The following is a 25462-nucleotide window of genomic DNA, read 5'->3' as shown; positions in this document are numbered from 1 at the left end:
GCGTCTCACTAGGGTGTGAGGGTGTACCAGTGGCGACGATAAGGAGTGCCCGCACATGTTCCGCCCGATCACATCGACGTACCGCCTGCAATTGAGGGGATCGAAAGCAGACCCGGCGGGGCGCAGTTTCGGTTTCGCGGACGCCGCAGACCTCGTCCCGTATCTGAAAGAACTGGGAGTCTCCCACCTCTACCTGTCCCCGATCTTCACCTCCTACCCGGAGTCCAACCACAACTACGACGTGACGGACCCGACCGTGGTCAATCCGGAGCTCGGCGGTATCGAGGGGCTGCGCCACCTGGCCGCCACAGCGCACGAGGCGGGGCTGGGACTCATCCTGGATATCGTGCCGAACCACCTCGGCGTGGAAACCCCGCAGCTGAATAAATGGTGGTGGGACGTGCTGAAGAACGGGCGCGAATCCGAATTCGAGAGCTACTTCGACATCGACTGGCACGAGGACAACGGCGCCGGCGGAAAACTCGGCCTGCCGGTGCTCGGGCAGCCGGGCGACGAGGACAAGTTCACGCTGACGCATCTCGACGAGATCGACGAGCCGGTGCTCGCCTACTTCGACAACTACTTCCCTCTAGCCCCGGGTTCCTTCGACAGCCTCGACGACGACCCGCGCGAGGTGTACGACCGTCAAAGCTACCGCCTGATGTACTGGCGCGACGGAGTGATCTCCTACCGCCGCTTCTTCTCCGTTAACGGCTTGGCCGGAATCCGCCAAGAAGACCCGCTGATTTTCGAGCACACGCACCGCACACTGCGGCAGCTCATCGCGGAAGATCTGATCGACGGGGTGCGCGTCGACCACCCGGATGGGTTGGCTGACCCGTTCACGTACCTCAACCGCCTGCGCGACCTGATCGGCGAAGACCGGTGGCTGGTGGCCGAGAAGATTCTCGGTGTCACTGAACCGCTCGACCCGCGCCTCGCCGTCGACGGCACGACCGGCTACGACGCGTTGCGCGAGCTCGACGGCATCTTCGTCTTCCGCGAAGCAGAGGACTCGCTGAGCATGCTCTCCCTCCAGCAGTCCGGCTCCACGTGGGATGAAGCTGCCATCACGGCCGCGGAGCACGAGCTCAAGCGGGACGTCGCCCAGTCCGAGCTCGCCGCGGAGATCCGCCGACTGACCCGCGCCATCCGCCGCGATAATTTCTCCACCGCAGGCGCCGATGTCTCCGACGAGGACCTCGAGCGCACCGTCATCGACATGGTCGCGGCCATTCCGGTTTACCGCGCGGACTACATCTCCCTGTCCCGCCTCACCTCCACCATCGTGGCCGACATGGTGCGGCGCTTCCCGTCCCGGCGGGCGGCACTCGACCTCATCTCCGCCGCTTTCTTGGCTAACGGCGAGGCGAAGGTCCGTTTCGCCCAGGTATGCGGCGCAGTGATGGCCAAGGGAGTGGAGGACACCCTCTTTTACCGGGCCGGCCGTCTCGTCGCCCTCCAGGAAGTGGGCGGCGCACCGGGCCGCTTCGGGGTCTCCGCCGCGGAATTCCACCTGCTACAGCAGGAGCGCTCCATGCTGTGGCCGCACGCGATGACCACGTTGACCACGCACGACACCAAGCGCAGTGAAGACACCCGTGCCCGCATCATCGAGATCACGGAACGCCACAAAGACTTCGCGGAAGTGGCGCACCAAGTCCACGCTTTAGTGCCCGCTCCGGACGACGCGACGGCGCACTTCCTCCTCCAGAACGTGATCGGTGTGTGGCCCACCGACGGCGGCGACAGCATGGACAGCGTCCGTGAACGGCTCAGGGACTACGCCGTCAAAGCCGTGCGTGAGGCAGGCCTGCGCACCTCCTGGTTCGACAACGACGAGCGTTTCGAAACAGCCATCGTGGATTGGGTCGACGCGCTTATCGATGGCCCCGCCACCGGCATCATCGACGATTTCGTCGGCGAGATCCACCGAGGCGCCGTGCAACTATCCTTGGGCCGCAAGGTGCTGCAGCTGATCGGACCGGGCATCCCGGATACCTACCAGGGGCAAGAGTTTTTCGATCTCTCCCTGGTGGACCCGGATAACCGCCGCTTCGTCGACTACGTCAACCGCACACAGACACTTGGGCAGTTCAAAGAAAGGGCGCTGTCCGGCCACATTCACCGGGAACTGTGCTCCGCGCGCGACGCTGCGCGCGAGGAAGCACTCCCCGGCCTCTACCCGCACTTGGTCTCCCTCGCCGACCGCGCGAAGCAAGCCGTCGTGCATGAGGGTGTTTATCTGCGCCGCCAGCACCCCGATATCTTCCTGCAGGGCGAATACCAGGCAGTCTTCGGTGTCGGGGAGGCCGCCAGCCATCTTGTCGGCATGGCCCGCGGCATCTCCGGTCTCGATGTCGTGGCGCTGGCCACCCGCCGCCCTCTGGCATTGGAAGATCGCGGCGGTTGGGGCGAGACCACCGTCACACTGCCGGAGGGCACGTGGACCGACCGGCTCACCGGCACGACCTTTACCGGCACCGTGCCGGTTCTGGATGTGCTCGACGTGTTGCCGACGGCGCTACTCGTCGCCGAGCACACGGAGAACTAGAGCGACCGGAGGTCCAGAGTAGGCGCGAGCGCTAGTGCGCCTCGCGCAGCAATTCGAAAGCACGGCGCACCAACGCGCGCCCTTCAGAAGCCTCCCTCGGTTCAGGCAGCGCCCGGTATGCGTCCACAGCGGTAGCACCCGCGGTGCCCAAGGCGGTGAGGAGAACCTCGGCATCGAACCGTGTTGCTCCGGGAAAACGCCTGCGGATACTTTCGACGAGCGGATCCGTGAGATTCTTGACGGCTTCCTTCGCGGGCGGCCGAGACGATCCCAAACGGGCCTGTTCGACCAGGAAAATCAGCGTCGAAGCGGAATAGAGTCCTGATCCTTCCTCATCGATGGAGTCGAGCACGATCGTCTCGAGCGCTTCCACCGCCGAGAACTCAGGTGGGAGCGCGTCGATTTGCTCGGCGATGGCGCGGAACACCTTGCCCACGAATTCGAGGAGGGCTTCATCGATGTCCGCGAAATAGTTGTGGAAGGTGCGCGGCGACACACCCGCCCGTTCGGACACACGGGCGACAGTGAGTGCGCTCATCCCGTCCTCGAGGAGCAATGTCGCCGCGGACTCTGAAATCGCGAGACGAGTCGCCGCCTTCTTCTCTTCGCGCATGTTCATGGACTACACCGTAACGGGAGCCTTATCCGCGGCCTGCTCACGGTGAAGCTTCTCGCCCTCAATGTCCAAGTTGGGCAGAGCTTTGTCCAACCACGCCGGGATCTTCCAGGCGCGGTCGCCGAGCAGGAACATGGTGGCGGGAATCAACGTCATGCGCACGACGAAGGCATCGATCAAAACGCCTGCCGCGAGGGCGAAGCCCATCGCCTTGATGAACGGCTCGTCGATAAGCATGAATGCGGCGAAGACGGAGATCATGATCAATGCCGCAGCGGTGACGACACGCGCCCCGTGCTTGAAGCCGTTGGACACTGCGTTTCCGGCCGTCTTGTTCCGGGACACGAAGCCTTCCCGCATGCGTGTCACCAAGAAGACCTGGTAGTCCATCGCCAAGCCGAAGGTCAGGCCGATGAGCATGATGGGCAAGAACGACAGCAGCGGTTGAGGATCCTCGATCAGGCCGAACTTGCCTTCCTGGAAAATTGCGACGGTGACGCCGAAAGTCGCCGCCATCGACAACCCGAATCCGAGCGCCGCGATGAGCGGCACCCAGATGGAGCGGAAGACAAGGACCAGGACGATGAACGCCAACCCGAGCACGATGGCGATATACGGTACGAGCACGTCCGAGAGCTTCTCCGAGATGTCGTCGAAGATCGGCGTGATGCCAGTGATGCCGAAGGTCGCACCGGTGCTGTCCTCGAAGGGCTGCTTGAGGTCGCGCAGCCTCTCCAAAGTCGCGGTGGTGGCCTCGTCGGTGGCTCCGGAGTCCGGAGTGATTAGGACCTGAGCCGCGTCCATATTGTCGGTGGTCTGGACGATCTGGGCGTTGACCACGCCCTCGGTGCCGGAGAACTTCTGCAGGATGTCCTGGTAGGCGCCCATGCGGTCCTGCTCGGCCACGTTCGCTGTGTCCACGTACGCGACCATCGGGGCATTACGGCCCGGGCCGAACGCCTCGTCGACCATTTCGTATGCGTCGCGCTGCGGCGAACCGAGTTTCGCCGTGCCGTCGGTCGGCATAGCCAGACGCAGATTGCCGGCGGGAATCGCGAGAATCCCCAGCAGCAGCACGCCCGCGATCAGGTTCAACCAGGGCCGGGCGCGAATCTGGCGTGCCCACAGCAGGCCCATCGTCGGTTTCTCGTCCTCAGGATCCGGGACCTTCGGCCCCGGAATGCGGATCGCGAAAGCCCGGGTCCCCAGCAGGCCGAGCAACGACGGCAAGAACGTCAGCGCCACAAGGACAGCGATGAAGACTGTGCCTGCGGCGGCGAGCGCCATTGTGGTCAAGAACGGGATGCGGATAATCGACAGCGCAGCCAGCGCGATCAGCACCGTGGTTCCGGCGAACACGACCGATCCGCCGGCCGTGCCGAGCGCCATTCCCATTGCGTGGGCACGGGTGTCCTTGTCCATCTTCCTCAATTCCCGGGCGAGCTCTTTCGGTGAGAGATCGTTCAAGCCGGACGAGGCGATCAGTTCGTTGCGGAACCGGGCGACGATGAACAGGGAGTAGTCGATGCCCACGGCGAGGCCGATCATGGAGGCGAGCATCGGGGTCATATCCGAAATCGAGTCGGTGAGCAAGGTGCCAAGACGCACTCCGAGGAGACCGACACCGACTCCGATCACCGCCGCAATCAGTGGCAGACCGGCGGCGACGAGAGAACCGAAGGTCACCAGCAAGACAATCGCAGCAACTGCCATACCGATCAGCTCAGATGTCCCGTCCATTTCGCCGGCGCCGGAAAAGGCGTTGCCGTTGTACTTGACGGTGAGGTCCGAAGCATCGTAACGGTCGAGGATGCCCTTGACTTCCTCGAGATTCTCATCAGGAATCTCCATCACGTTCGCTTCGTTGAACGTGATAGAGATCGTGCCTGTGCGCTGGTCGGAGCTGAGCGGGGAAAGAGCGGCGAGGTCTGCGTCGATCTGATCCTGCGGAATTCCCTGGGCGGCCTTCGCCTCGCCCATCTGCTTCGCCATACCGCCGGCGGCGAGGACTGGGTTGACCATGCCCTCGGCGCCCTCGGCATCGCGCAGAGCGCCGGTGGCCTTCAAGTCCCCAATCATCTCGTCGACCTGTTCCGACACATCAGGATCGGCGAGTGTCGAGCCTTCGGGGGCTTGGACGACGATGGTGCCCGACGGAATGGTCGTGGCGTCCTCGTCAGTGCCGAAGCGCTCGTTCATTTCCTTCTGAGTGACGGTGGAATCCATGTCGGGCATGCTGAATGTGGGACTCGGAGATTTCGCGAAATTCGCGGCTCCGAAACCGAGCCCCGCGAGAAGGATGAGCCATACGGCGAGAAATGGCCAGATTTTCCGGTAGGACCAACTACCTAGGCGATACAAAAACTGTGACATGTTGCAGAGTCTATGCAACTTTGCACAATCCGTGCAATTTGAAAGTTCGCGTCGCCTCCGCGAATCAACGCCGCCCGAGCAAGCGGTCGATCTCGCGGCGCTCCTTCTTGGTGGGGCGCCCGGCACCGCGGTCGCGCTTGGGCATCGAGTAGAAGTACTCCTTCGGCGGCGGTGGCGGCGAATGGTCGATGTAGCACTGCCGGGCCACCGGAGCCCCGGCGCGTTTGCGCAGGGTCTGCACCACTTCGTATTCGATGTCGCGGTAGTCCTTCCACGCCTTGACGCGGTCGCCGGGAACAACCTGCGCCGACGGCTTCACCGCGGCCCCGTTGAGCTTGACGTGCCCGGCGCGGACCGCGTTGGCTGCCTCAGAACGAGTCTTGTACATGCGGACAGCCCACACCCAGACATCGATGCGGACGGGGCTCCCTTCGGGTTCAGCGCCGGCCACTATTGGACGTCTTGGTGGTTGACGATCTTCTTCACCTTGCTGTAGTTGTACAGCCCGCCCGCCACAGCGACGACCATGCCGAGGGAGAACCAGAACCAGAAGGAGGAAAAGATCAGGCCGAGTGCCACACCACCGAGAACACCGCCGCCGACACAGGCGACGCCGTTGCGGGAGTAGCGCCGCACAGCCTGCTTGCGGGCTTCAATGGGGTTATTCGGGCGAGGCGCGAGAGTCATGGCCAATAGTCTAGCGGGGCCGTTCGACCCACATTGTTCCCGCCTCGCGTGCGGCGGCGGAACCTTGTGTTACCGCGGCGAGCAGCGCATCGAACTCTTCCCTGCTCCCCGGAATAAGAGCGAAGGTGTAGCGGACCTGGGCACCGTAAGCCACGTCGACAACATCGATGCCGTGGGTGCGCAATTCCGCCTCGATGCGCCCAGCGTCGGCGTGCGGGAGGTCGACGTCGACCAGCTCCCGCAACGATTTCTCCGCACGGGGTACCTGCTCCACGGCAGCGCTGACAGATTCGGAATAGGCGTGAACGAGGCCGCCGGCACCGAGTTTCACACCGCCGAAATAGCGGATCACCACGGCCACCGCCGATTCGAGGCCGGAGCCGCGGAGCACGTCGAGCATTGGTTTACCCGCGGTCCCGGCGGGCTCACCGTCGTCGCTCGAGCGCTCGATCGGCACCGCACCGTCGACATGCACGATGAACGCGGAACAGTGGTGGCGCGCATCGGGGAATTCATGGCGGGCACGCGCGATGACCTCCCGCGCTTCCTCCTCCGATTCGGCACGCGCGATCCAGGTGATGAAGCGGGAGCGTTTGATCTCGATCTCGTTCACCGTCGGCTCACCCGAAACAGGCAATGAATACGTTGTCACCATCGCCGCACCATATTACTTAGGGCGGAACACATGAAGTTCGATGTATGGGCCCCTCACGCGCACGACACGAAGATCGTGGCGGAGGGCCCTGCCAGCGGCATGATCGCCGGCGACCCCGATCGCCGCCGCTCCATCGACTATGTCAACCGCGCACAGACCCTAACCCAGCTCAGGAAAATCGGCGAACACTGCGCAGAGCTGCGCTAGGAGCGCGACACTGCCGAAGAGGGCAGGCCCGTATCCGCCCTCCTGGTCAGTCACCACCTCGGGTCCGCCCGGTGGGACAGCTAATCACCGCAAAGATCCTTAAACGAAGATCACTGCGAGAGTCACGATAATGGTCACGATCACGGCGGCCAGAATGAGCTGCGTCTGAACGGAGAGCTTCACCGGGGACAGGCCCTGTTGCCAGAAATCGTAGTCCTCGCCGTAAGGGCCGCCATTATGAGCATTCTGCGCCGGGGGCGCAACTTTCGGCCCGTAGTTGGGCTGGGGCCGGTTCGATGGCGGATCGGGTAGAAGCGCGTCGCCAGAGAAGTTGGCGCTCGGCTCCGGGTAGGTGTTTATGTCAGCCACTTGCGCTCTCCTATCGCTTCGCGGACGTTAAGTTCGAACTGCTCGGGAGTCATCTCAACGTTGTTCGCTTCCTGTTGGATATCGATCCACTTGTTGAACAGTTCTGGAATGGTTGCTTCCGGTGCCGGGCTCTGCATCGCGAAATCGAGGGCGTGCAAGATACGCATCAGTCCAGTGCGGTTGAATCCAATCCAGTTCACTTCCCCGTCCACGGCCTTGAGTGTGAGTGTGAGCTCTTCTGCGGGCCCGTACGGGCGACCACAGAAGCCGGTGAGCCAGGCGTGGTCGATCACTGTCACCTGGCCGGGCGCAGTGCCAAGAAACAGGCGCGAAGTCGTGCACACGCATGCTGACGTGAACCCGGGAGCACTCGTGAGTGCCACCTCCAGGATTTCCTCTCCAGGCCCAAGCACCTGCATGACATCGTTCACGACGGCCGGTGCGATCTGGGTGTCGCCACAGCGCTCTAACGCTTTACGCACAAACTCGTTCTCATTGACCACGTGAGGCAGGTTATCATGCGTATTGCGCCAAATTCGTCTCAGAATCTAAGCAATAGTATTTGCTAAAACTGAGATCCGAGTCTGCTTGTGAGGAAGGAATCCCCTGATGACCGCCATCACCGCCGCACGGTTCGAACGCCCCCGCGCCAAGGCCGAAGATATGGCAGTTGACCTGTGGGAATGGAGCACCCCGCAGCCGGACCGTCAGACGGTGCTGGAGGCGGTCTTCGCCCTGCCGTACCGGGTGGGACACGACCGGCCCGTGGACACTCCCACGTTGCCTGTAAAGAAAAATCGCGTGCAATACAAACGCATGCTTGAGCAGTGGTGGGGCATCACCTCGGCTGATGAAACCCGCCAAATGATGGAGATGCTCATCGCCGGCGACATGCACACCGCGTCGCTTGATGCAGTGCTGCACACAGCCGAAATGCTCACGGGTGAGTTCGCGCCGCAGGAATGGCGTTCGAAGGATTTTGCGGAGCGCCGCCGGACGATGGAGATGTTCCTGGAGCACCTGGCTATTTCCAACTGGTTGGATCCGAAGCAGCTCTGGACCGACTTCGACCACTGGGTAGCTGTGCGCACCCACCCTTCGTTCGCAAACGTCAACGCGCCGTCGGCTCCGGCAACGACCCGCGCCTGGGACATCATGCGGGTGGAAATGACAGGCGCGACGGCCGTGCTCGTCGGACTCATCACCCCTGAGGAGTACTCCAGCTACGCCTCACGCGCTGTCGCCGAGCTGCAAAAGCACTTCCGGTCCTGGGCGGACGCCGCGGCCAGCTTCTGGTGGGGTCGCGCCATTTGGTCAGCCGACACCATTAGGGACAACGCAGACGACATGCAGGGTGAACTCCAGTTGTTCGACCACATTCTCACGGAAGCATTGATCGACCCGAACTCTCCCTGGCGGCGCTTCCCGCTCCACGTTTAACCACGCCTCCCACGCTTTGACGCGATCCCCCGGTACGGCTTGGGCTGCGGGTTTGACCAGCTCCACCGCTTGCGTCACCTACTCCGAGTAAGCGTGGACGAGTCCTCCCGCGCCTCCTCCTCCGATTCGGCTCACCCCGAACAGGCAATGAATACGTTGTCACCATCGCCGGGCCATATTACTTAGGGTGGAACACATGAAGTTCGATGTATGGGCCCCTCACGCGCACGACACGAAGATCGTGGTGGACGGCGTTGAGCATCAGATGCGGCGCGACGACCACCGCAGAGGCTGGTGGATCAGCGACGTCGAGAAGGTTCCGGGCCAGCGTTACGGCTTCTCGCTTTTCGACGGCGACGCATGGTCCGCTCCCCTCCCCGACCCTCGTTCAACCCGCCAGCCGGACGGGGTCCACGGGCTGTCGGAAGTGACGGACGACGAATTCGAGTGGTCGGACCAGCACTGGACCAACTACGAGCTCAAGGGGCAGGTCATCTATGAGCTCCATGTGGGGACGTTCACGGAGGAGGGGACGTTCGACGGTGTCGTCGACAAGCTCGATTACCTCGTCGACCTGGGCGTGACCACGATCGAGCTGATGCCCGTCCAGCCATTCGGCGGAGAGCGCAACTGGGGCTACGACGGTGTGGACTGGTTCGCGGTGCAGGAAAGTTACGGTGGACCGGACGGGTTGAAACGCCTCATCAACGCAGCCCACAACAAGGGTGTCGGTGTGTACCTCGATGTGGTGTATAACCACTTCGGCCCGGACGGGAACTATAACGGCCAGTTCGGCCCCTACACCACGGCCGGTACGACGGGCTGGGGCGATGTGGTGAATTTCTCCGGTTCGGATTCGGACGAGGTGCGCGCGTACGTGCTCGACGCGGTGCGCCGCTGGCTCGACGAATTCCACATCGACGGGCTGCGCCTCGACGCCGTTCATTCCTACGACGACCGCGAGGCGTACTCCATCATGGAGCAGATCAACATGGTCGCCGACCAGGTCGAAGCGGCCAACGGGCCGAATCCGATCATCATCGCGGAAAGCGACCTGAACGATCCGCGCATCATCTCCGACTACTCGGTCGGCGGGTACGGGTTGGACGCGCAGTGGCTAGACGATGTCCACCATGCTCTCCACACCGTCATCACCGGCGAGAATAACGCCTACTACGAGGACTTCGGCACCGTGGAGATACTGGCCGACACACTGCGCCACGGCTTCCGGTTCCGCAACGACTACTCCAGTTTCCGCGGCCGCACCCACGGCCGAGCACTGGACTTGGCCGCAATCCCGCCATGGAAGCTGATCACGTACACCACCACGCACGACCAAGTGGGCAACCGCGCGCAGGGCGACCGGCCGTCGCAGAACCTCACCCCGGCCCAGCACGCGCTGAAGGCCGCGGTGATCTTCTTCAGCCCGTTCACGCCGATGATCTTCATGGGCGAGGAATCCTTCGCCCAGACACCGTTCCCCTTCTTCGTCTCCCACACTGACGAGGAGCTCATGCGGCTGACACGTGAGGGCCGCGCACACGAATTCGCCCGCTACGGCTGGGATTTCGCGGAAGTCCCCGACCCCGCCGACCCGGCCACGTTCGAATCGGCGAAACTCGACTGGAACCACGGTGACACAGCCCAAAGCATGTACGGGGCGTACAAGACACTGCTCACGCTGCGACGCGAATTAGACCTCGCCCGCGAGGACCTCCGCGAGCTACAGGTCGAGCACTCCGGCGACTGGCTCACGATGGGCTACGACGATGTCGTCCTCGCAGCCAATTTCTCGGGGGACCCGGTGACGGTTCCGGTGGGCGGCGAGCTCGTCTATTCGTTCACTTCCCCGACCGTTACCGCTACAGAAACCCGGCTGGACCCGTGGGGCTTTGCTGTGATTGAACGCCGGCCTTAGCCGGTGACGATGAACTCGTACTCCGGGGTGCCCGGCATGAGCCGACGGCAGTCGAAGGATGCTTCCTCCATCCGCTCGAGCAGCGGATCAAGGTCGGCCGCGCGGGCGAGTTCGATGCCGACCAGCGCGGCGCCGGTCTCGCGATTGTTCTTCTTCAAGTACTCGAACAGGGCGATATCGTCGTCCGGTCCGAGCACGTCGTTGAGGAAGCGGCGGAGCTGCCCCGGCTCCTGGGCGAAATTGACCAGGAAGTAGTGCTTCAGACCCCGGTGGACCAGCGAACGCTCCATGATCTCGGCGTAACGCAGCACATCGTTATTGCCGCCGGAAATGACGCAGACGACGGTGCTACCTGGGGCGAGGGTGACGTCGGCAAGCGCAGCCACCGACAGCGCCCCTGCAGGCTCGGCGATGATGCCCTCGTTCTGGTACAGCGCGAGCATGCTCGTGCACACTGCCCCCTCGTCGGCGGCAAGCACGTGGACACGTCCGAGATTCTCCTCGATGATCTTGTAATTCACGTCGCCGATGCGCTTCACGGCGGCCCCGTCGACGAACGGATCGACCGTCTCTAGCGTCACCGGTTCACCGGCGTCGAGCGCCCCTTTGAGCGACTGGCCGCCCGCCGGTTCCACGCCCACCACGGCGGTGCGCGGCGACATATCGGCCAAGTACGAGGTGATTCCGGCGATCAGTCCGCCGCCGCCGACGGGCACGACGATGGAGTCGAGGGACTTGCCCAGACCGGACAGCTGGGAGACGACTTCGGCGCCCACGGTGCCCTGCCCGATGACGGTGTTGCGGGCATTGAACGGCTCGACGATCGTGGCACCGCGCGCCTCGGCGTCCGCGCGGGCTGCTTCAGCGGCTTCGTCGAAGGTGTCGCCGACGAGCACGAGCTCCACGTTGTCGCCGCCGTGGACCTTGATGCGGTCGCGCTTCTGCTTCGGGGTGCGTTTGGGCACGAAGATCTTGCCGTCGATCCCCATGGAACGGCAGGCGTACGCAGCTCCCTGCGCGTGATTGCCTGCCGATGCCGCGACGACACCGGCTGCCTTCTCCTCCTCAGTGAGGTTGCTGATGTTGTAGTACGCCCCGCGGATCTTGTACGAGCGCACGTCCTGCAGGTCTTCCCGCTTGAGATAAACCTCCACGCCGTAGAGCTGCGACAGGCGCGGGCAGTACTGCAACGGTGTTGGCGCGATAATGCCCGAAATACTCGCCTGTGCCCTTTGAATATCTGCTGCGTGCACGGGTGAAAAATCAGGCGAATGTGTCATACCTCGCAATCATAGACTCCACCCGGAAACGAGAAGCTTGCTTGGCCGACGAATTCCACGCGGCGGCAACCGGGCTGTGAACCCCTTGGCATTCACCCATGCAGGGCGTAAAATTCTCAGAGGTTCCCACTAGATTGCCCAACTTCCTGTTGAAGAAGGAGTCCTCCGTGTAGAAGCGCACCGCACTCGTCGCCGCAGCACTTTCCGCCGCGATGGCTTTCAGCGCAACCCCGGCTATCGCCCAGACCGCCGACAACGAAACCGCCCCGATCAACTCCGACACCGCTGCTGGTGAAGGCACGGCCGACGCGGAGAACGAAGCGGACGAAAACGGTGCCAGCTCCGAGTCCGGCAAGGACGGCATCTTCGGTTCGTCCGGCCTGAACCGCGCCGACAAGTACTTCAAGAGCAACCAGTTCAAGACGATCTCCATGATCGTGTCGGTCATCGCCGGTGTGATCACGGTAGGCTCTCAACTCGCCGCGATCATCATTTCCGTCTCCCCGACGGCCAAGGCGCAGTTCGAAGCCTTCATGAAGAACTTCGGGTAATCACCCTTCAACTCAGCCTTCCTGCGCGGGTGGGGGCTAGTGCCTCACCCGCGCAAACTTGAAGACTCCTCCACCCCTGGATCCAATTGTGGGCGGAGGAGTCGTCTGCTTCTCTACCCCAGGACTCCTGCGCCCATGGCTGCTTTGAGGTCCCCCATGAGGCTGCCCGAACGTTCGACACGCAAGTGGTCGCCCAAGACCATGAGCTGCGACTGGTCGCCGTTGACGAGGTTCAGGTACACATCGGAATCACCCGGGTTGTTCACCAGCACCTGCTTGAGCTTGCGGATGTTGTCCACTGTGCACTGCTCCGTGCGCAGCGTCAGGCGCAGGGGCAGACCAGCACCGTTTCCCGGCCCCAGTTCCGGCACCTTCACATCGTCGCCGAACAGGCTCATGCGCTCGTCGCGGATGGACACGTGGGCCTTGACGAGGATGATGTTGTCCTCCACGATCTGCGGCGCCACAAGGGCGTAGACCTTGTTGAACAGCAGGACTTCCACCTGGGCACCGTGATGGTCCTCCAGTGTCACAATCGCCCAGGGCGAACCGTCCTTCTTGGAGTAGCGCCGGTCGACGCTGGAAATGATGCCGCCGATGGTGACTTGATCGCCGTGGCGCATCTCGCCGCCGAGAATCTTCGGCAACGCGGTGTCAGTCTGTGCTTCCAACACCTCCTCGAAGCCGTCGAGCGGGTGGCCGGAAACGTACAGGCCGAGCATTTCGCGCTCGAGGGCGAGCTTGTGCTTCTTTTCCCACTCCTCGTCCGGCACCTCGATAGTGAACGCGTTAGCCGCGCTCTGCTCGTCGCTGTCGTCCCCGCCGAAGGAGGAGAACAGATCGAACTGCCCCTTGTCCGCGGCCTTCTTGGTCGTCAGCACCGAGTCCACCGCACCGTCGGAGACGAGCAGCAGCCCCTTGCGCGGGTGTCCGAGCGAGTCGAAAGCGCCGCCCTTGATCAGTGATTCAGTAATTCGCTTATTGCACGGCAACAGATCGATCTTGTCGAGGTAGTCGGAGAAGCTCGTGAACGCGCCCTTAGTGCGGCGGGTCTCCATGATGGATTCCACCACCTCAACGCCCACATTGCGGATCGCTGCAAGACCGTAGCGGATGTCCTTGTCCACAGCGAGGAAGTTCTCTTCGGACTCGTTGATGTCCGGTGGCAGGACGGAGATCCCTAGGTGGCGGCAGTCGGCGAGGTAGATCGCGGACTTGTCCTTCTTGTCGCCGACCGAGGTCAGCAATGCCGCCATGTACTCGGAGGCGTAGTTCGCCTTCAGGTATGCCGTCCAGTACGACACCAGCGCGTAGCCCGCGGCGTGCGACTTGTTGAACGCGTAGGAGGCGAACGGCTCGATCGTGCCCCACAGCGCGTCAACGGCGGATTTTGTGTACCCGTTGTCGAACATGCCCTGGGAGAACTTCTCGTACTGCTGGGCGAGCACTTCCGGCTTCTTCTTGCCCATCGCTTTACGGAAGCCGTCTGCCTCGCCGGCCGTGTAGTTCGCCACCTTCTGCGAGATCCTCATGATCTGCTCCTGGTAGACGATAAGGCCGTAGGTCTCGTCCAGGATCTCCCGCAGTGGCTCCTCCAGCTCCGGGTGGATCGGGGTGATCGGCTTGCGCCCGTTCTTGCGGTCCGCGTAGTCCCAGTGGGCGTTCACGCCCATCGGTCCTGGGCGGTAGAGCGCCAGGGACGCGACAATATCGTTGAAGCCCGTCGGCTTCATGCGCTTGAGCAGCTCCTGCATGCCACCGGAGTCGAGCTGGAACACACCGAGCGTGTCGCCGCGCGACAGGAGTTCGTACACGGCTGGATCCTCAGTGTCCAGGCTTTCCAGGTCGAGATCCTCGCCGCGGTTCTTCTGGATGTTCTCGATCGCGTCACCGATGACAGTGAGGTTGCGCAGACCGAGGAAGTCCATCTTCAGCAGGCCGATTGCCTCGCACGCCGGGTAGTCCCACCCCGTGATGAGCGCGCCGTCGGCGGGGCGCTTCCACATCGGGATGTGGTCCATGAGCGGCACAGACGCCATGATCACCGCGCAGGCGTGGACACCGGCCTGGCGCACGACTCCTTCGAGGCCGCGGGCGGTCTCATAGATCTTGGCCACGTCCGGATCAGTCTCGATCATGGAGCGCACCTCGGCGGCTTCCGAGTAGCGCTCGTGCTCCGGGTCGGTGATGCCGGACAACGGAATATCCTTCGCCATGATCGCCGGTGGCAGTGCGGCGTTGATCCGGTCTGCCATCTGGAAGCCCGGCTGGCCGAAGTTCACCTTCGCGGAGTCCTTGATGGCCTGCTTCGTCTTCACTGTGCCGAATGTGATCACCTGGGCGATCTTGTCCTCACCCCAGTTCTCCGCGGCGTAGGTCAGCATTTCCCCGCGGCGGCGGTCGTCGAAGTCGATATCGATATCGGGTGCCGACGGACGCTCCGGGTTCAGGAACCTCTCGAAGAGCAGGCCGTGCTCCATCGGGTCGATATTCGTGATCGTCAACGCGTAGGCGACCAGTGAACCAGCCGCCGAACCACGGCCCGGTCCGACACGGATGCCCACCGAACGGGCGTGCTTGATCAGCTCGGCGACGATGAGGAAGTAGGACGGGTAGCCCTTCATGTCGATGACGTCGATCTCGTAGTCGGCACGCTTGTAGTACTCCTCGGGCACGTCCTTGCCCTCGAAGCGCTCCTGGAGACCGCGGTGCACTTCCTTGCGTAGCCACGTCGTCGGGGTCTCCCCCTCCGGCACCGTCGCGATAGGCATGCGGTCGTGCGGGTGCTCCTCCCACAGCTCGCCGTAGTCGCCGACGCGCTCGGCGATCCACAGGGTGTTGTCGCAACCGTCCGGGACCATGTCGTCCCACGTGGCGCGCATCTGCTCAGCGGACTTGATGTAGAAGTCGGTGGCGTCGAATTTGAAGCGGTCCGGATCGAGCAGCGTCTTGCCTGTCTGAACGCACAGCATTGCCTCATGGGCTGGTGCCTGAGATTCGAGCACATAGTGGCAATCGTTGGTGACCAGCGGCGGCAGGTCGAGCGCCTGGCCGATGCGCAACAAGTCGTCGCGGACCCGGCGCTCGATATGCAGGCCGTGGTCCATCAGCTCGAGGAAATAATTGTCCTTGCCGTAGATGTCTTGCCACATCGCGGCGGCCTCGAGCGCTTGGTCGTACTGGCCGAGACGCAGGCGCGTCTGGACATCGCCGGACGGGCAGCCGGTGGTGGCGATGATTCCGTCGGCATGCTCGGCGACAAGCTCTGCGTCCATGCGTGGCCACTTGCCCAGCTGCCCCTCGTAAGACGCCAAGGAGGACAGTTTGAACAGGTTGTGCAGGCCCGTGGCATTCTCCGCCAGCATCGTCTGGTGCAGGTAAGCACCGGAGGCCGAGACGTCGTCGCCCTTCTGGTCGGGAGTACCCCACAGCACACGCTTTTTGTTGAAGCGGGACTCCGGGGCCATATACGCCTCGATGCCGATGATCGGCTTCACGCCGGCTTCCACCATCCGGCGGTAGAAAGCGTTGGAGCCGAACATATTGCCGTGGTCCGTCATGCCCACGGCGGGCATGCCCTGGCGGACGACTTCCTCGGCCAAGAGATCCACCTTGGCCATACCGTCGAGCATGGAAAACTCGGTGTGGTTGTGCAGGTGAACGAACGAGGAGTTTTTGGCCATGCCGGTAGTTTACTCGTAGCGCAAAGCGTCGATCGGCTGCATCTTGGCGGCCCTGTTCGCCGGGTACGCGCCGAAGAAAACACCGATCGCCATGGAGAAGAGCAGCGACGCAACCACGGCACTGACCGGCGGCCACGCCATTGGTCCGTATTCGCCACCGCCAAACATGCCGATAAAGCCGCTGGCGACCGAGCCAATGAGACCACCCAAAACGATGCCGATAATGCCGCCGAGGAGACAGACCATGACTGCCTCAACGATGAACTGGGTGCGGATATCACGGCGGGTCGCGCCGAGCGCCTTACGTACACCGATTTCGCGGGTGCGTTCGGTGACGGTGATGAGCATGACGTTCATGACACCGATGCCGCCAACGAGCAGCGAGATACCGGCGATGGAGGCGATCACTGCACTGATGGCGCCGAAAATCTTGGTAAACGACGCGAGCTCGGCCTGCATGTCGATGACCTCGGCCTGCGCAGTATCGCTGTTGGAGTACCAGCGGTCCACATACTTCTGCAGTTCGTCGCGGAACTCCGCCGGATCCTCATCACCTTTGGCCTGCACGTTGAACATATCGGTGCTCGTGATCGGCTCCGCGACACGGTCGACAGAGCTGATGGGGATAAAGGCTTGACCAGCAGCGGACTCCTGGCCGAAGTTGCTGGCGTCTTGCTCCTCCGCCTCGGCGACACCGACAATGGTGAACACACCCGTCGATTCCACGGTCAGGTCGACGCGCTGCCCCAGGGCAGATGCTGCGTCGCCGTCGAAGAAGGCGTCGACAAGCTCCTGCGAAACGACCGCGACTGGGCGCTGGCTGTCGATGTCCCGCTGCTCGATCGCGCGCCCGTAGGCGATCTTCACGTTGCGCACTTCCATGGACTCGCCGAGAACTGGGTTCACCTGGGCCGAGGAATCCTGATCCTTGAATTTGGCAGTGCCGCCGAAGCTGTTCTGGATGTCCACGCCGACGATGCGGTCGCCGAAGTGGTCCTTGAGTTCGGCGAGCTGCTCGAGCGTGACTTTGTCCGCTTCGTCGGTGGCAGGCGGGTTGAAGCCTCCCGGTTCTTCTTCGCCGTCAGCGCCGTCCTGAGGTTTCTCGGTGATGAACACCGCTTGCTGCGAAGCGCCAATGTCCTCGAGGCCGCTGGTCACGGAATTCTGCAGTCCTCGTCCGAGGGTCATGATGATCACCACGGCCATGATGCCGATGATGATGCCCAGCAGGGTGAGGATCGAACGCATCTTGTTCGTCCGCAGACTACCGAGCGCAAGGTTGACTGATTCACGGAATTCCATGGCTTAGACCGCACCTCCCGTGCGCACGTCGACGACGCGGCCATCCTTCATCTCCACGATGCGCCCTGTTTCCTTCGCCAGGTCGGGGTTGTGGGTGATGAACACGATCGCCTTGCCGTACTCCTGGTTGAGCTGGTGGAACAAATCCATCACCATGCGGCCGGTCTCGGAATCGAGCGCGCCCGTCGGCTCGTCGGCGAGCAGGAGGTCCGGGTCGTTGGCCAGGCTGCGCGCAATCGCCACTCGCTGCTTCTGGCCGCCGGAAAGCTCGTTCGGCGCGTGCTTGAGGCGGTCGCCCATGCCCACGAGATCGAGCAGCTCAGCGGCACGCTCTTCACGCTCGCGCTTGCCCACACCGGCGTACATCATCGGCATGGCCACGTTCTGCAGCGCGTTGATGCGGCCGACCAAGTTGAAGTTCTGGAAGATGAAGCCGATGTTCTGGGAGCGGTACGCCGCGAGCTCGTTGTCCAACTTCTGGAAGATATCTTCACCGTTGAACGCGTACCCGCCGTGCGTCGGCTTGTCCAGCATGCCGATCAGGTTCATCAGAGTCGACTTGCCGCAGCCGGACGGGCCCACGATAGACACGAACTCGCCATGGTCGGTCTCGAAGTCGATGCCGTGCAGGACTGTCAGCTCAGTGTCTTTGCCTTTGTTGTAGGTCTTGACGATCCCGCGCATGAAGATCAGCTTTTCGGGGTCGATCTTGACCATGGCCGGCTGTTCGCCGCCGTTGATGGCCGTGCTCACAGGGCTATTCTCCCCTTACTTATCTGACTTGTCGGCGTCTTTGGCTTTGTCAGCCTTGTCGTTCTTGGAAGCCTTGTCCGCGCCGGACGGAGCGAAATTCTCGTCGGAGATCGTGACGGTCTCGCCGACTCGGTCGCGGAAGTCCTCCGGCCACGCGATGACGACGTCGCCCTCCTTCAGCTCGCCGCTGGTGACCGCGATGTCGGTGTCGTTCTTCACACCGGTCTTCACCGTGCGCTCTTCGATGGTGCCCTCGGTTGCGTCCTTGTTGGCACGGTTCAGCACGAGGATCTTGTTCTCGTCGTAGACGGCGTCGAGCGGAATGCTCAACTGGCCGCGGTCTTCTTCGGTGATGACCTCAACACGGGCCGAGCCGCCGAGACGGAGTCCCTTGGTGTCGCCGGTGACCTCGATTTCAACCGGGAAGCTGATGCCGGTGTCCTTCTTGCTGTTCTGGCTGTCGTTGCCGCCGCCCTGCATGGCACGTGCGGCGGCCGCGGCACCACCGTCTTCGGCGCCGTCGGCCATCGGCGCGACGCGGCGCACCTTTCCCTCGAACTTCCGGTCGCCGGTGATCGGGGTGGTGAAAGTGACGCGGTTGCCTTCCTTCACGTTTGCGACATCGGACTCGCGCACGGAGGCCTTGACCAGATACCGGGAGGTGTCGGCCACGGTCATGAGAGCGCCGCCAGCCGGGGAACCCTCCTCGGCCTCGATCTTGGTCACCACACCGTTGATTGGGGATGTGACCTCGCGCTCCTGCATCTGGTACTCGAGCATGCTCGTGTCACCGCCGGCGCCGCCGCCCTGCGCCATAGCCTGTTGCTCAGCCATGGCCTGCTGCTGCGCCATCATCTCTTCCTCGGACATGCCAGCACCGGCACCTGCGCCGGCGCCAGCACCCTCGCCGCCAGGCATCTGGGCCTGCTGCTGGAGCGCCGCTTGCGCTTCCTGGGCGCCCTGCGCGCGGCCCTGCTCATGGGCCTGGTTCAGCGCCTCCTCGATCTGTTCGCGCGACGGGCCCTGCGGCGCGGGCGCCGGCGCCGGGGCCGGTCCGGGAGCTGGCACAGTGACGCTGCCCGGAATGATCGGTTTCAGGCAGTCCTCGATGGTCTTGCCTGCGTCGGCGACGATCTTTTTCAAGTCGCTCGCGGCGGTCATCTGCACCGGCGCGTCGCCTTCGCCTTGGCTCATCACCTGCTGGTTGGCCTGCTGCTGCGCGTCGATCTCGCGCTCGATGGAGCTGGTGTCCATGGTGACCAGCAACTGGCCCTGCTTGACCTTGTCGCCGACCGCAACGTGGATCTTCTCCACCGGGACCTGCAGGGTCGTAGAGATGCCAGCCTGGCGGATGGGTGCCACCGTGCCGTCGACGATGATGCTGTTGACCACGTCTTCCTTGGCCACGACATCGTATTCGCCGGCGCCGAGGGAGTTGCCGTCGTCCTTATTGTCGCCACCACCGCCGATTCCGCACGCAGTCACGAAGAACAGCGTGGATGCCACAGCGAGCGATGCTCCGGTCTTACGGATAGCTGACACGTCTCATCTCCTCATTTAAGGACCGAAAAATAACCCTCAATGACCTTACACGACCATAAGGCGTAGACGATAGGCGAATTACTCAGCCTGAATGTCCACTGGACGCATCCCGAAGGCTCCCCACACGGCATCGGGCGGGAGCACTTCCACTGCGGCGATCCGCTCGTCAGCTGCGGCGAAACGCAAGGCCCTGCCGGTGTCGCGGACCACCGCGCCAACGATTTTCTCCCCCACCGCGATCCGGAAAATCTCCGTGCGGTCGCGCCCCGCCGCCGGCTCGCCCACAGGTTCAGGGGAGGCCCCGGCGGCAGCCACGGCGCTGACGCGGGCGACCGGCTCGAGCACCGCCGACGCCTGTTCCGGGGTGAGTTCGCGGGAGAAGGTTACGAGGGCGAAGGCGGGTTCATCCGCGGGCGCTGAATCCAGGGTGCTGGCAGCCCGGGCCGCGTAGTCGTCGAAGCTCTCTCCTGCTTCCTGCCCCAACTGGTCGCCATGCGGAACGGGGTCGACACCGGTGTGGGAACCGAGCAGGGCGACCGCGCCGATGAGGAGTGCGCCGACGACCAGAACGAGTCCCGCAGTGAATTCGCGCCGGTTCATGCACGCAGCTCGTCGACGGCGTGCTGGAGGTCCTCCGGGTACGGCGAAGTGACTTCCATCCATGCGCCCGTGCCCGGGTGGGTGAAACCGAGGGTGGTGGCGTGCAGCCACTGGCGCTTCAGCCCCAGGCGCTTGGTCAAGTTCGGGTCCGAGCCGTACATCGGATCGCCGACGCAGGGATGCCCCACCGAGGACATGTGGACGCGGATCTGGTGGGTGCGTCCAGTTTCCAGGTGCACTTCGAGCAGACTTGCTTCCCGGAACGCCTCGAGGACCTCGTAGTGGGTCACTGAGTGGCGGCCGTCCGTGGTCACGGCGAATTTCCAGCCGGACGACGGGTGGCGGCCGATGGGCGCATCGATGGTGCCCACGATCGGGTCGGGCAAGCCCTGCACCACGGCGTGGTAAGTCTTTTCCACCGTGCGCTCCTTGAACGCCCGCTTGAGCACTGAGTAGCCCTGAACCGAGTTGGCCACCACCATCACACCGGAGGTGCCCACGTCGAGGCGCTGCACAATTCCCTTGCGCTCTGGCGGCCCAGCATCGGGAAGTTGGAAGCCCATCGCCACCAATCCCCCGACGACGGTCGGTCCTTCCCACCCCAGTGTCGGGTGTGCCGCCACCCCGACCGGTTTGTCCACGACGATGACGTCCTCATCGTCGTAGAGGATCTCCAAGCCTTCCACCGGCTCATCCTTCGGCATGGGCACTTGCTTGGGTTCAGGCAAGGTCACTTCGAGGGTCTGGCCCGGGGTGAGGCGGGTGGATTTGGGGACAGCGGTGCCGTCAATAAGCACCTCGAGCTCGGCGGCGACGGAGCGGGAAACACCGAAGGCCTTGGCCACAGCGGCGTCGACGCGCATACCGGCGAGGCCCTCCGGAACCATCATCGACCTGTACCCGCTGGTCATGCTCACTCCTCTCCCCCGCCGCAGCCCTTGTTCCTTCGTCCATCCGCTGGGCCGTCCTCTTTACCTTCCCCGCCGTTTTCGATGAACAGCGTCTCCTCCTTGCTGAACAAGATTGCGAGGACGAACACCGCAACACCGATGTTGATCGCGGTGTCGGCGAGGTTGAACACGGCGAAATCACCGACGGAAATGTAGTCGACTACATGGCCGAACCAGAACCCCGGCGGGCGGAACAGGCGGTCGATGAGATTGCCCAACGCGCCGCCGGCGACAAGAGCGATGCCCACAGCCGCCGAACGGACGCGGAGCCGCGGCGCGGCGATGAGAGCGCCGACGACGAACGCCAACTGAATGGCGGTGATCAACCAGGTGAGGTTCTGCCCCATTGAAAACGCCGCGCCGGAATTGAACAGCAGCAGCCAGCGGAACCAGTCGCCAATGACGGCAACGGGCTCTCCCGGGGTCAACGTGGCCACCATGACCTGTTTGACCACCTGGTCAACGACCGCGACGGCGACCATAATGCCCGCGACCAGCGCGAGGTACGTGCGGCGGCGGGCAAAAGCAGTGGAACCGGCTGTTGCCGTGGACGCGTTGGAAGAAGTGGTGCTCATCGTCGCCTTACTGTAGTCGTTTCGCCGTGCGGTAGGTTCAATGTGTGAGCATTAGGTTTCTCCCAGCAATCGCCGCCGCGGCCGCTTTGAGCCTCACCGTGGCTCTTTCCGCGTGCTCGTCGCAGGATTCCGATCCGCTCGCGGAGGTCCCCGCCTTCGACGTCGATCCGCAGCGCGTGAAGCTCGTCGACGCGGGCGACGGCGAGAAGAAGGTGCTCTCCTACGCCACCGAGGGCGCACAGCAGGCGACGAGCGTCGAGGTGGCGAACGGCATCTACCAGGGCTCTGTCGCCACCGACAAGGTCGATGCCGCCGCACCTCAGCCGGGCGCCGCGGACGCCCAGACACTGCATCTGGATGTCACCAGCACGGGGACGACCACCGATGTCGTCGCCGAAGGCTTCCGCATGCGCTGGTCCTTCAACCCCACCGGGCAGATCAACGACGTGAAGCTGCTCCCCGAGGACGGCAGCAGCGACGAGGACCGCGAGCGCCTCGAGACCGCGTTGCTGCAGATCATGTCCTCCATGCCGGTCTTCCCGCGCGAGGAAGTCGGCGAAGGCGCAACGTGGACGTCGACGGCGCAGACCCTCGGCCGGACTTCCATGAACCGCACGACCACCTACACCGTCACCAAGATCGAAGGGACGACGGTGACGCTCGACCTCGACATTTCCGAGGAGCCGCCGCGGGAAGCATCCAGCCCCATCCCCGACTCCGGCTCGAAACAGGATGAGGCCGCCCCCGACGCAGAGCAGCTCAACGAAGAGAGCTTCAACACTACGTCGCAGGCGGAGATCACGGTCGATCTGACCAAGCCGATCCCCGTGGCCGGGCAGAATGCCGCAACGACGCGGCTTGTCTACGCCGGCCAAAACCAAGACTTCAAGGTGGTCCAGGACGTGACCACCGCGACACGGTACGGAAAGTAGCCGCATTATGCCCGCACCGCTGCACATCGGACTCGACGGTGTTTCGTTCACCTACCCCGACGGGCACCGCGTCCTCACCGACGTCTCCTTCGCGGTTCCGTCCGGCTCCGTCACGGGCCTGATCGGCGAGAATGGCGCGGGAAAGTCGACCCTGCTCGGTGTCATTTCCGGCGACCTCGCCCCCACTGCGGGCACGCTGGTCACCCCGCCGGTCACCGGGTTCATCGCCCAGGAGACGTCGCTTCCGTTCACCGAGCCGGCGCGCATGCTTATCGACGCCGCCGTGGACGAGCTCCGCGGCGTCGAGCGCGCCATCACGGACCTCTCCGGAAAGATGGCGGAGGACCCCGAGAACACCCGCTTGGCTGAGGAATTCGACCTTGCCTTGGCCCGCGCCGAGAATTCCGGGGTATGGGAGCTCGATGCCCGTATCGCGGCTGTCCTGGCCGGCCTCGGTTTGGCGAATGTCGACCTGGCCACCCCGCTGGGTGAGATGTCCGGCGGCCAGCGCCGCCGTTTCGCGCTGGCGACTCTGTTGCTGCGCCCCGTCGACGCGATGGTGCTCGACGAGCCGACGAACCACCTCGATGACGAGGCCGTGGACTTCCTCGTCGGCGAGCTCGAAGCCTTTTCCGGCCCAGTGCTCGCTGCCTCGCACGACCGTTATTTCCTCGATGCGGTGTGCGATGCGCTCGTCGACCTCGACCCCGGTCTCGGTGCGGAAGGAGGCATGGGCGAGGAAACCCGCCAGGGAGCACGGTTCACCGGCTCTTTCAGCGACTATCTGACAGCCCGGGAGCAGCGCCGCCAGCGGTGGGCCACCGATTACGCCGCCCAGGAGCACGAGCGCGAGCGACTGGAGAAAGCCGCCGAGCAGTCCGCGCAGGACATATTCCATTCGCAGGAAAACAAGACGGAGACGCGCAAGGCGGCGAAGTTCTACGCCGACCGCGCCGCGAAAACAGTGGGCAACCGCCGCCGCGCGGCCGAGCAGCGATTGGAAACGCTCGAGCGGTACCAGATCCCCGCTCCCCCGAAGCCGCTGCGCTTCAGCGGCATCCCGGAGCACACCGCGACCTCGCTCGGTGTGCCCGCTGTCGTCGCCACACAGTTGGCGGTTGCCGATCGTCTCGCTTCGCTGGATCTGAAGGTGCAGCCCGGCGAGCAGCTTCTCGTGGAAGGCCCGAACGGTTCCGGAAAGTCGACGCTGCTGAAGATCCTTGACGGGGAGCTGACCGACTATGCCGGCGAGCTTGTCATGCCGGAAGAAATGAGCGTCGCGCGCCTGGAGCAGGACGACTCATGGACCGATCTTTCCGTCACGGGTGCCGACATCGTTCCCGGCATCGTCGACATGGGGCTGATGACCCCGGAGCAGGCCGCAATGCCGCTGGAGGACCTCTCCCTCGGCCAGCGCCGGCGTGTCTCACTGGGCAAGATCTTGTCCTCTCCGCCGGATTTGCTGCTTCTCGACGAGCCCACCAACCACCTCTCCCTCGCCCTCGCCGAGGAGCTCGAAGCCGCGTTGGTGGATTTCCCCGGCACCGTCATCATCACCAGCCACGACCGGTGGATCCGTCGCCGCTGGCGCCAGCGCATGGCCCAGAAAGACGGACGCGCCACACTTCTCACCCTGTCCACGCTGTGGACCGAGGAAGTGTGGCGCGAGGAAAGCTAAGCCCCCGTCAGGCTCTTTCCTGTACTTCGGCTACAGAGCCGGTGCCTGTGCCGGTGCACCGCCGGCGTTGCCGCCCTGCGCCGGAGCCGGAGCTTCCTGTCCGCCCTGCGCGGGCGCCTGTCCGCCCTGCGCGGGCGCCTGGCCGCCCTGCGCCGGAGCCGGAGCTTCCTGACCACCCTGCGCGGGTGCCTCAGTGCCCTGGCCGCCCTGGGCGTTGCACATCGCCGGGACCTGCTCCGGGGTGACGGTGTTGGTGATCAAAGTGCAGGCCCAGGACTGGGACAGCTTCCAGGTGTTGTCCTCGAAGACGAAGGAGACATTCTCCGCCACGGACGGGCCCTGATTCGGCTGGGTGAAGTTCACCGCGGCGAGGACCTCGTTCGGGGTGTAGCCGGGCAGGATCGGCTCAACGACCTGGAAGTCGGCGCCGGATTCCTGCTTAGCCTGAGTCATCACGTCGAAGAGTTCGCGGGCGTTCTCGCCGCCCTGGACCGTCTTCACGCGTTCCTCCATCGGGAGCTGCGGGTTCGTTGCGCGGGCGAGAACCTCGTTCAGCTGCGCCGCGGTCGGCTTCTCAGCTGCCGGAGCGGCCTGTTCGGAGGCCGTGTTGGTCTCGGTGGCAGTGTCCGTCTTGGTGTCGGTGTCGTCGTTCGAGCACGCCGCGAGGGTCACTGCAGCGCCGAACGCAGCCGCGATGGCGGCGAATTTCCGTGCGTTGGTCGGTGCGTTCATTCATCTCTCCTTGGATTTCCGCTATCCGGCCCAACGTTACCGTCGCCGGATAGGCCAGCCCTAAT

Annotated in this window: 23 protein-coding genes; 7 read left to right on the top strand and 16 right to left on the bottom strand. The window is 63.7% G+C overall.

The window, feature by feature from the left end; all coding sequences use genetic code 11:
- The first annotated feature begins 55 nt into the window (after nt 1-55).
- Entirely contained in the window at nt 56-2554 is a 2499-nt protein-coding gene (treY, locus tag QYR03_RS00590) for a malto-oligosyltrehalose synthase (protein WP_259848765.1), read from the top strand.
- Between the two features lie 31 nt (nt 2555-2585).
- Here treY and QYR03_RS00585 read toward each other — a convergent pair whose 3' ends face one another.
- The 5 genes from QYR03_RS00585 to QYR03_RS00565 all read right to left on the bottom strand — a co-directional run bounded on the left by QYR03_RS00585 (nt 2586) and on the right by QYR03_RS00565 (nt 6885).
- Nucleotides 2586-3173 (bottom strand): TetR/AcrR family transcriptional regulator, encoded by a 588-nt coding sequence (locus QYR03_RS00585; RefSeq protein ID WP_301712227.1) that lies wholly within the window; start codon nt 3171-3173, stop codon nt 2586-2588.
- Nucleotides 3174-3176: 3 nt separating this feature from the next.
- On the bottom strand, nt 3177-5543 hold the full coding sequence (locus tag QYR03_RS00580; RefSeq protein ID WP_301712226.1) for an MMPL family transporter: 2367 nt from the start codon (nt 5541-5543) through the stop codon (nt 3177-3179).
- A 64-nt stretch (nt 5544-5607) separates the two neighbouring features.
- A complete protein-coding gene (locus QYR03_RS00575) occupies nt 5608-5931 on the bottom strand; it encodes an RNA-binding S4 domain-containing protein (protein WP_301978960.1) in 324 nt (107 codons plus the stop codon).
- Nucleotides 5932-5993: 62 nt separating this feature from the next.
- Complete coding sequence (locus tag QYR03_RS00570; protein WP_259848769.1) at nt 5994-6230, bottom strand: hypothetical protein; 237 nt, start codon at nt 6228-6230, stop codon at nt 5994-5996.
- A gap of 10 nt (nt 6231-6240) precedes the next feature.
- The gene (locus QYR03_RS00565; protein WP_301712224.1) at nt 6241-6885 is read right to left on the bottom strand and encodes a YigZ family protein; all 645 of its coding nucleotides are present in this window, start codon (nt 6883-6885) and stop codon (nt 6241-6243) included.
- A gap of 30 nt (nt 6886-6915) precedes the next feature.
- On the opposite strand from QYR03_RS00565, the gene QYR03_RS00560 reads away from it, so the two are divergent.
- The gene (locus QYR03_RS00560) at nt 6916-7092 is read left to right on the top strand and encodes a hypothetical protein (protein WP_259848772.1); all 177 of its coding nucleotides are present in this window, start codon (nt 6916-6918) and stop codon (nt 7090-7092) included.
- Between the two features lie 99 nt (nt 7093-7191).
- Here the strand turns inward: QYR03_RS00560 and QYR03_RS00555 are convergent, their stop codons facing one another.
- Both QYR03_RS00555 and QYR03_RS00550 read right to left on the bottom strand, forming a co-directional pair.
- Nucleotides 7192-7461, bottom strand: coding sequence for a hypothetical protein (locus QYR03_RS00555; RefSeq protein ID WP_259848773.1), 270 nt, complete (start codon nt 7459-7461; stop codon nt 7192-7194).
- Nucleotides 7449-7964 (bottom strand): hypothetical protein, encoded by a 516-nt coding sequence (locus QYR03_RS00550; RefSeq protein WP_301712223.1) that lies wholly within the window; start codon nt 7962-7964, stop codon nt 7449-7451. Before QYR03_RS00550 ends, QYR03_RS00555 begins: the two co-directional genes overlap by 13 nt.
- Nucleotides 7965-8070: 106 nt before the next feature.
- On the opposite strand from QYR03_RS00550, the gene QYR03_RS00545 reads away from it, so the two are divergent.
- A complete protein-coding gene (locus QYR03_RS00545) occupies nt 8071-8901 on the top strand; it encodes a DUF1266 domain-containing protein (RefSeq protein WP_301712222.1) in 831 nt (276 codons plus the stop codon).
- 196 nt (nt 8902-9097) lie between these two features.
- Nucleotides 9098-10819, top strand: coding sequence for a malto-oligosyltrehalose trehalohydrolase (gene treZ / locus QYR03_RS00540; protein WP_301712221.1), 1722 nt, complete (start codon nt 9098-9100; stop codon nt 10817-10819).
- Here treZ and ilvA read toward each other — a convergent pair.
- Nucleotides 10816-12099 carry a threonine ammonia-lyase IlvA gene (gene ilvA / locus QYR03_RS00535; RefSeq protein WP_301712220.1) on the bottom strand — a complete coding sequence of 428 codons (1284 nt, stop codon included), beginning with the start codon at nt 12097-12099 and terminating at the stop codon, nt 10816-10818. The genes treZ and ilvA overlap by 4 nt on opposite strands.
- 212 nt (nt 12100-12311) lie before the next feature.
- Here ilvA and QYR03_RS00530 point away from each other — a divergent pair, with 212 nt between their 5' ends.
- Nucleotides 12312-12650, top strand: coding sequence for a hypothetical protein (locus QYR03_RS00530; protein ID WP_301712219.1), 339 nt, complete (start codon nt 12312-12314; stop codon nt 12648-12650).
- 113 nt (nt 12651-12763) lie between these two features.
- Here the strand turns inward: QYR03_RS00530 and dnaE are convergent, their stop codons facing one another.
- The 7 genes from dnaE to lspA all read right to left on the bottom strand — a co-directional run bounded on the left by dnaE (nt 12764) and on the right by lspA (nt 21962).
- Entirely contained in the window at nt 12764-16333 is a 3570-nt protein-coding gene (gene dnaE, locus QYR03_RS00525) for a DNA polymerase III subunit alpha (protein WP_301712218.1), read from the bottom strand.
- Nucleotides 16334-16342: 9 nt separating this feature from the next.
- A complete protein-coding gene (locus QYR03_RS00520) occupies nt 16343-17635 on the bottom strand; it encodes an ABC transporter permease (protein WP_301712217.1) in 1293 nt (430 codons plus the stop codon).
- Nucleotides 17636-17638: 3 nt separating this feature from the next.
- Nucleotides 17639-18352, bottom strand: coding sequence for an ABC transporter ATP-binding protein (locus QYR03_RS00515; RefSeq protein ID WP_301712435.1), 714 nt, complete (start codon nt 18350-18352; stop codon nt 17639-17641).
- Nucleotides 18353-18403: 51 nt separating this feature from the next.
- Nucleotides 18404-19930: an efflux RND transporter periplasmic adaptor subunit gene (locus QYR03_RS00510; protein WP_301712216.1), complete on the bottom strand. Its 1527-nt coding sequence runs from the start codon at nt 19928-19930 to the stop codon at nt 18404-18406.
- A 78-nt stretch (nt 19931-20008) separates the two neighbouring features.
- The gene (locus tag QYR03_RS00505; protein ID WP_301712215.1) at nt 20009-20530 is read right to left on the bottom strand and encodes a hypothetical protein; all 522 of its coding nucleotides are present in this window, start codon (nt 20528-20530) and stop codon (nt 20009-20011) included.
- Nucleotides 20527-21441 (bottom strand): RluA family pseudouridine synthase, encoded by a 915-nt coding sequence (locus tag QYR03_RS00500; protein ID WP_301712214.1) that lies wholly within the window; start codon nt 21439-21441, stop codon nt 20527-20529. The genes QYR03_RS00505 and QYR03_RS00500 overlap by 4 nt, the downstream gene beginning before the upstream one ends.
- A 2-nt stretch (nt 21442-21443) precedes the next feature.
- Nucleotides 21444-21962, bottom strand: coding sequence for a signal peptidase II (lspA, locus tag QYR03_RS00495; protein ID WP_301978957.1), 519 nt, complete (start codon nt 21960-21962; stop codon nt 21444-21446).
- A 137-nt stretch (nt 21963-22099) separates the two neighbouring features.
- Between lspA and QYR03_RS00490 the strand changes: the two genes are divergently transcribed.
- Together QYR03_RS00490 and QYR03_RS00485 are read left to right on the top strand one after the other, a co-directional pair.
- Entirely contained in the window at nt 22100-22987 is an 888-nt protein-coding gene (locus tag QYR03_RS00490) for a DUF6263 family protein (RefSeq protein WP_301712213.1), read from the top strand.
- Nucleotides 22988-22994: 7 nt separating this feature from the next.
- Entirely contained in the window at nt 22995-24665 is a 1671-nt protein-coding gene (locus QYR03_RS00485) for an ATP-binding cassette domain-containing protein (RefSeq protein WP_301712212.1), read from the top strand.
- 30 nt (nt 24666-24695) lie between these two features.
- On the opposite strand, the gene QYR03_RS00480 is transcribed toward QYR03_RS00485, so the two are convergent.
- Nucleotides 24696-25397 carry a hypothetical protein gene (locus tag QYR03_RS00480; protein WP_259848792.1) on the bottom strand — a complete coding sequence of 234 codons (702 nt, stop codon included), beginning with the start codon at nt 25395-25397 and terminating at the stop codon, nt 24696-24698.
- Nucleotides 25398-25462: the final 65 nt, after the last annotated feature.

The sequence above is a fragment of the Corynebacterium sp. P4-C1 genome, from assembly GCF_030503595.1.
Taxonomy (GTDB): Bacteria; Actinomycetota; Actinomycetes; order Mycobacteriales; family Mycobacteriaceae; genus Corynebacterium.
This window is presented reverse-complemented; position numbering and strand designations above follow the sequence as displayed.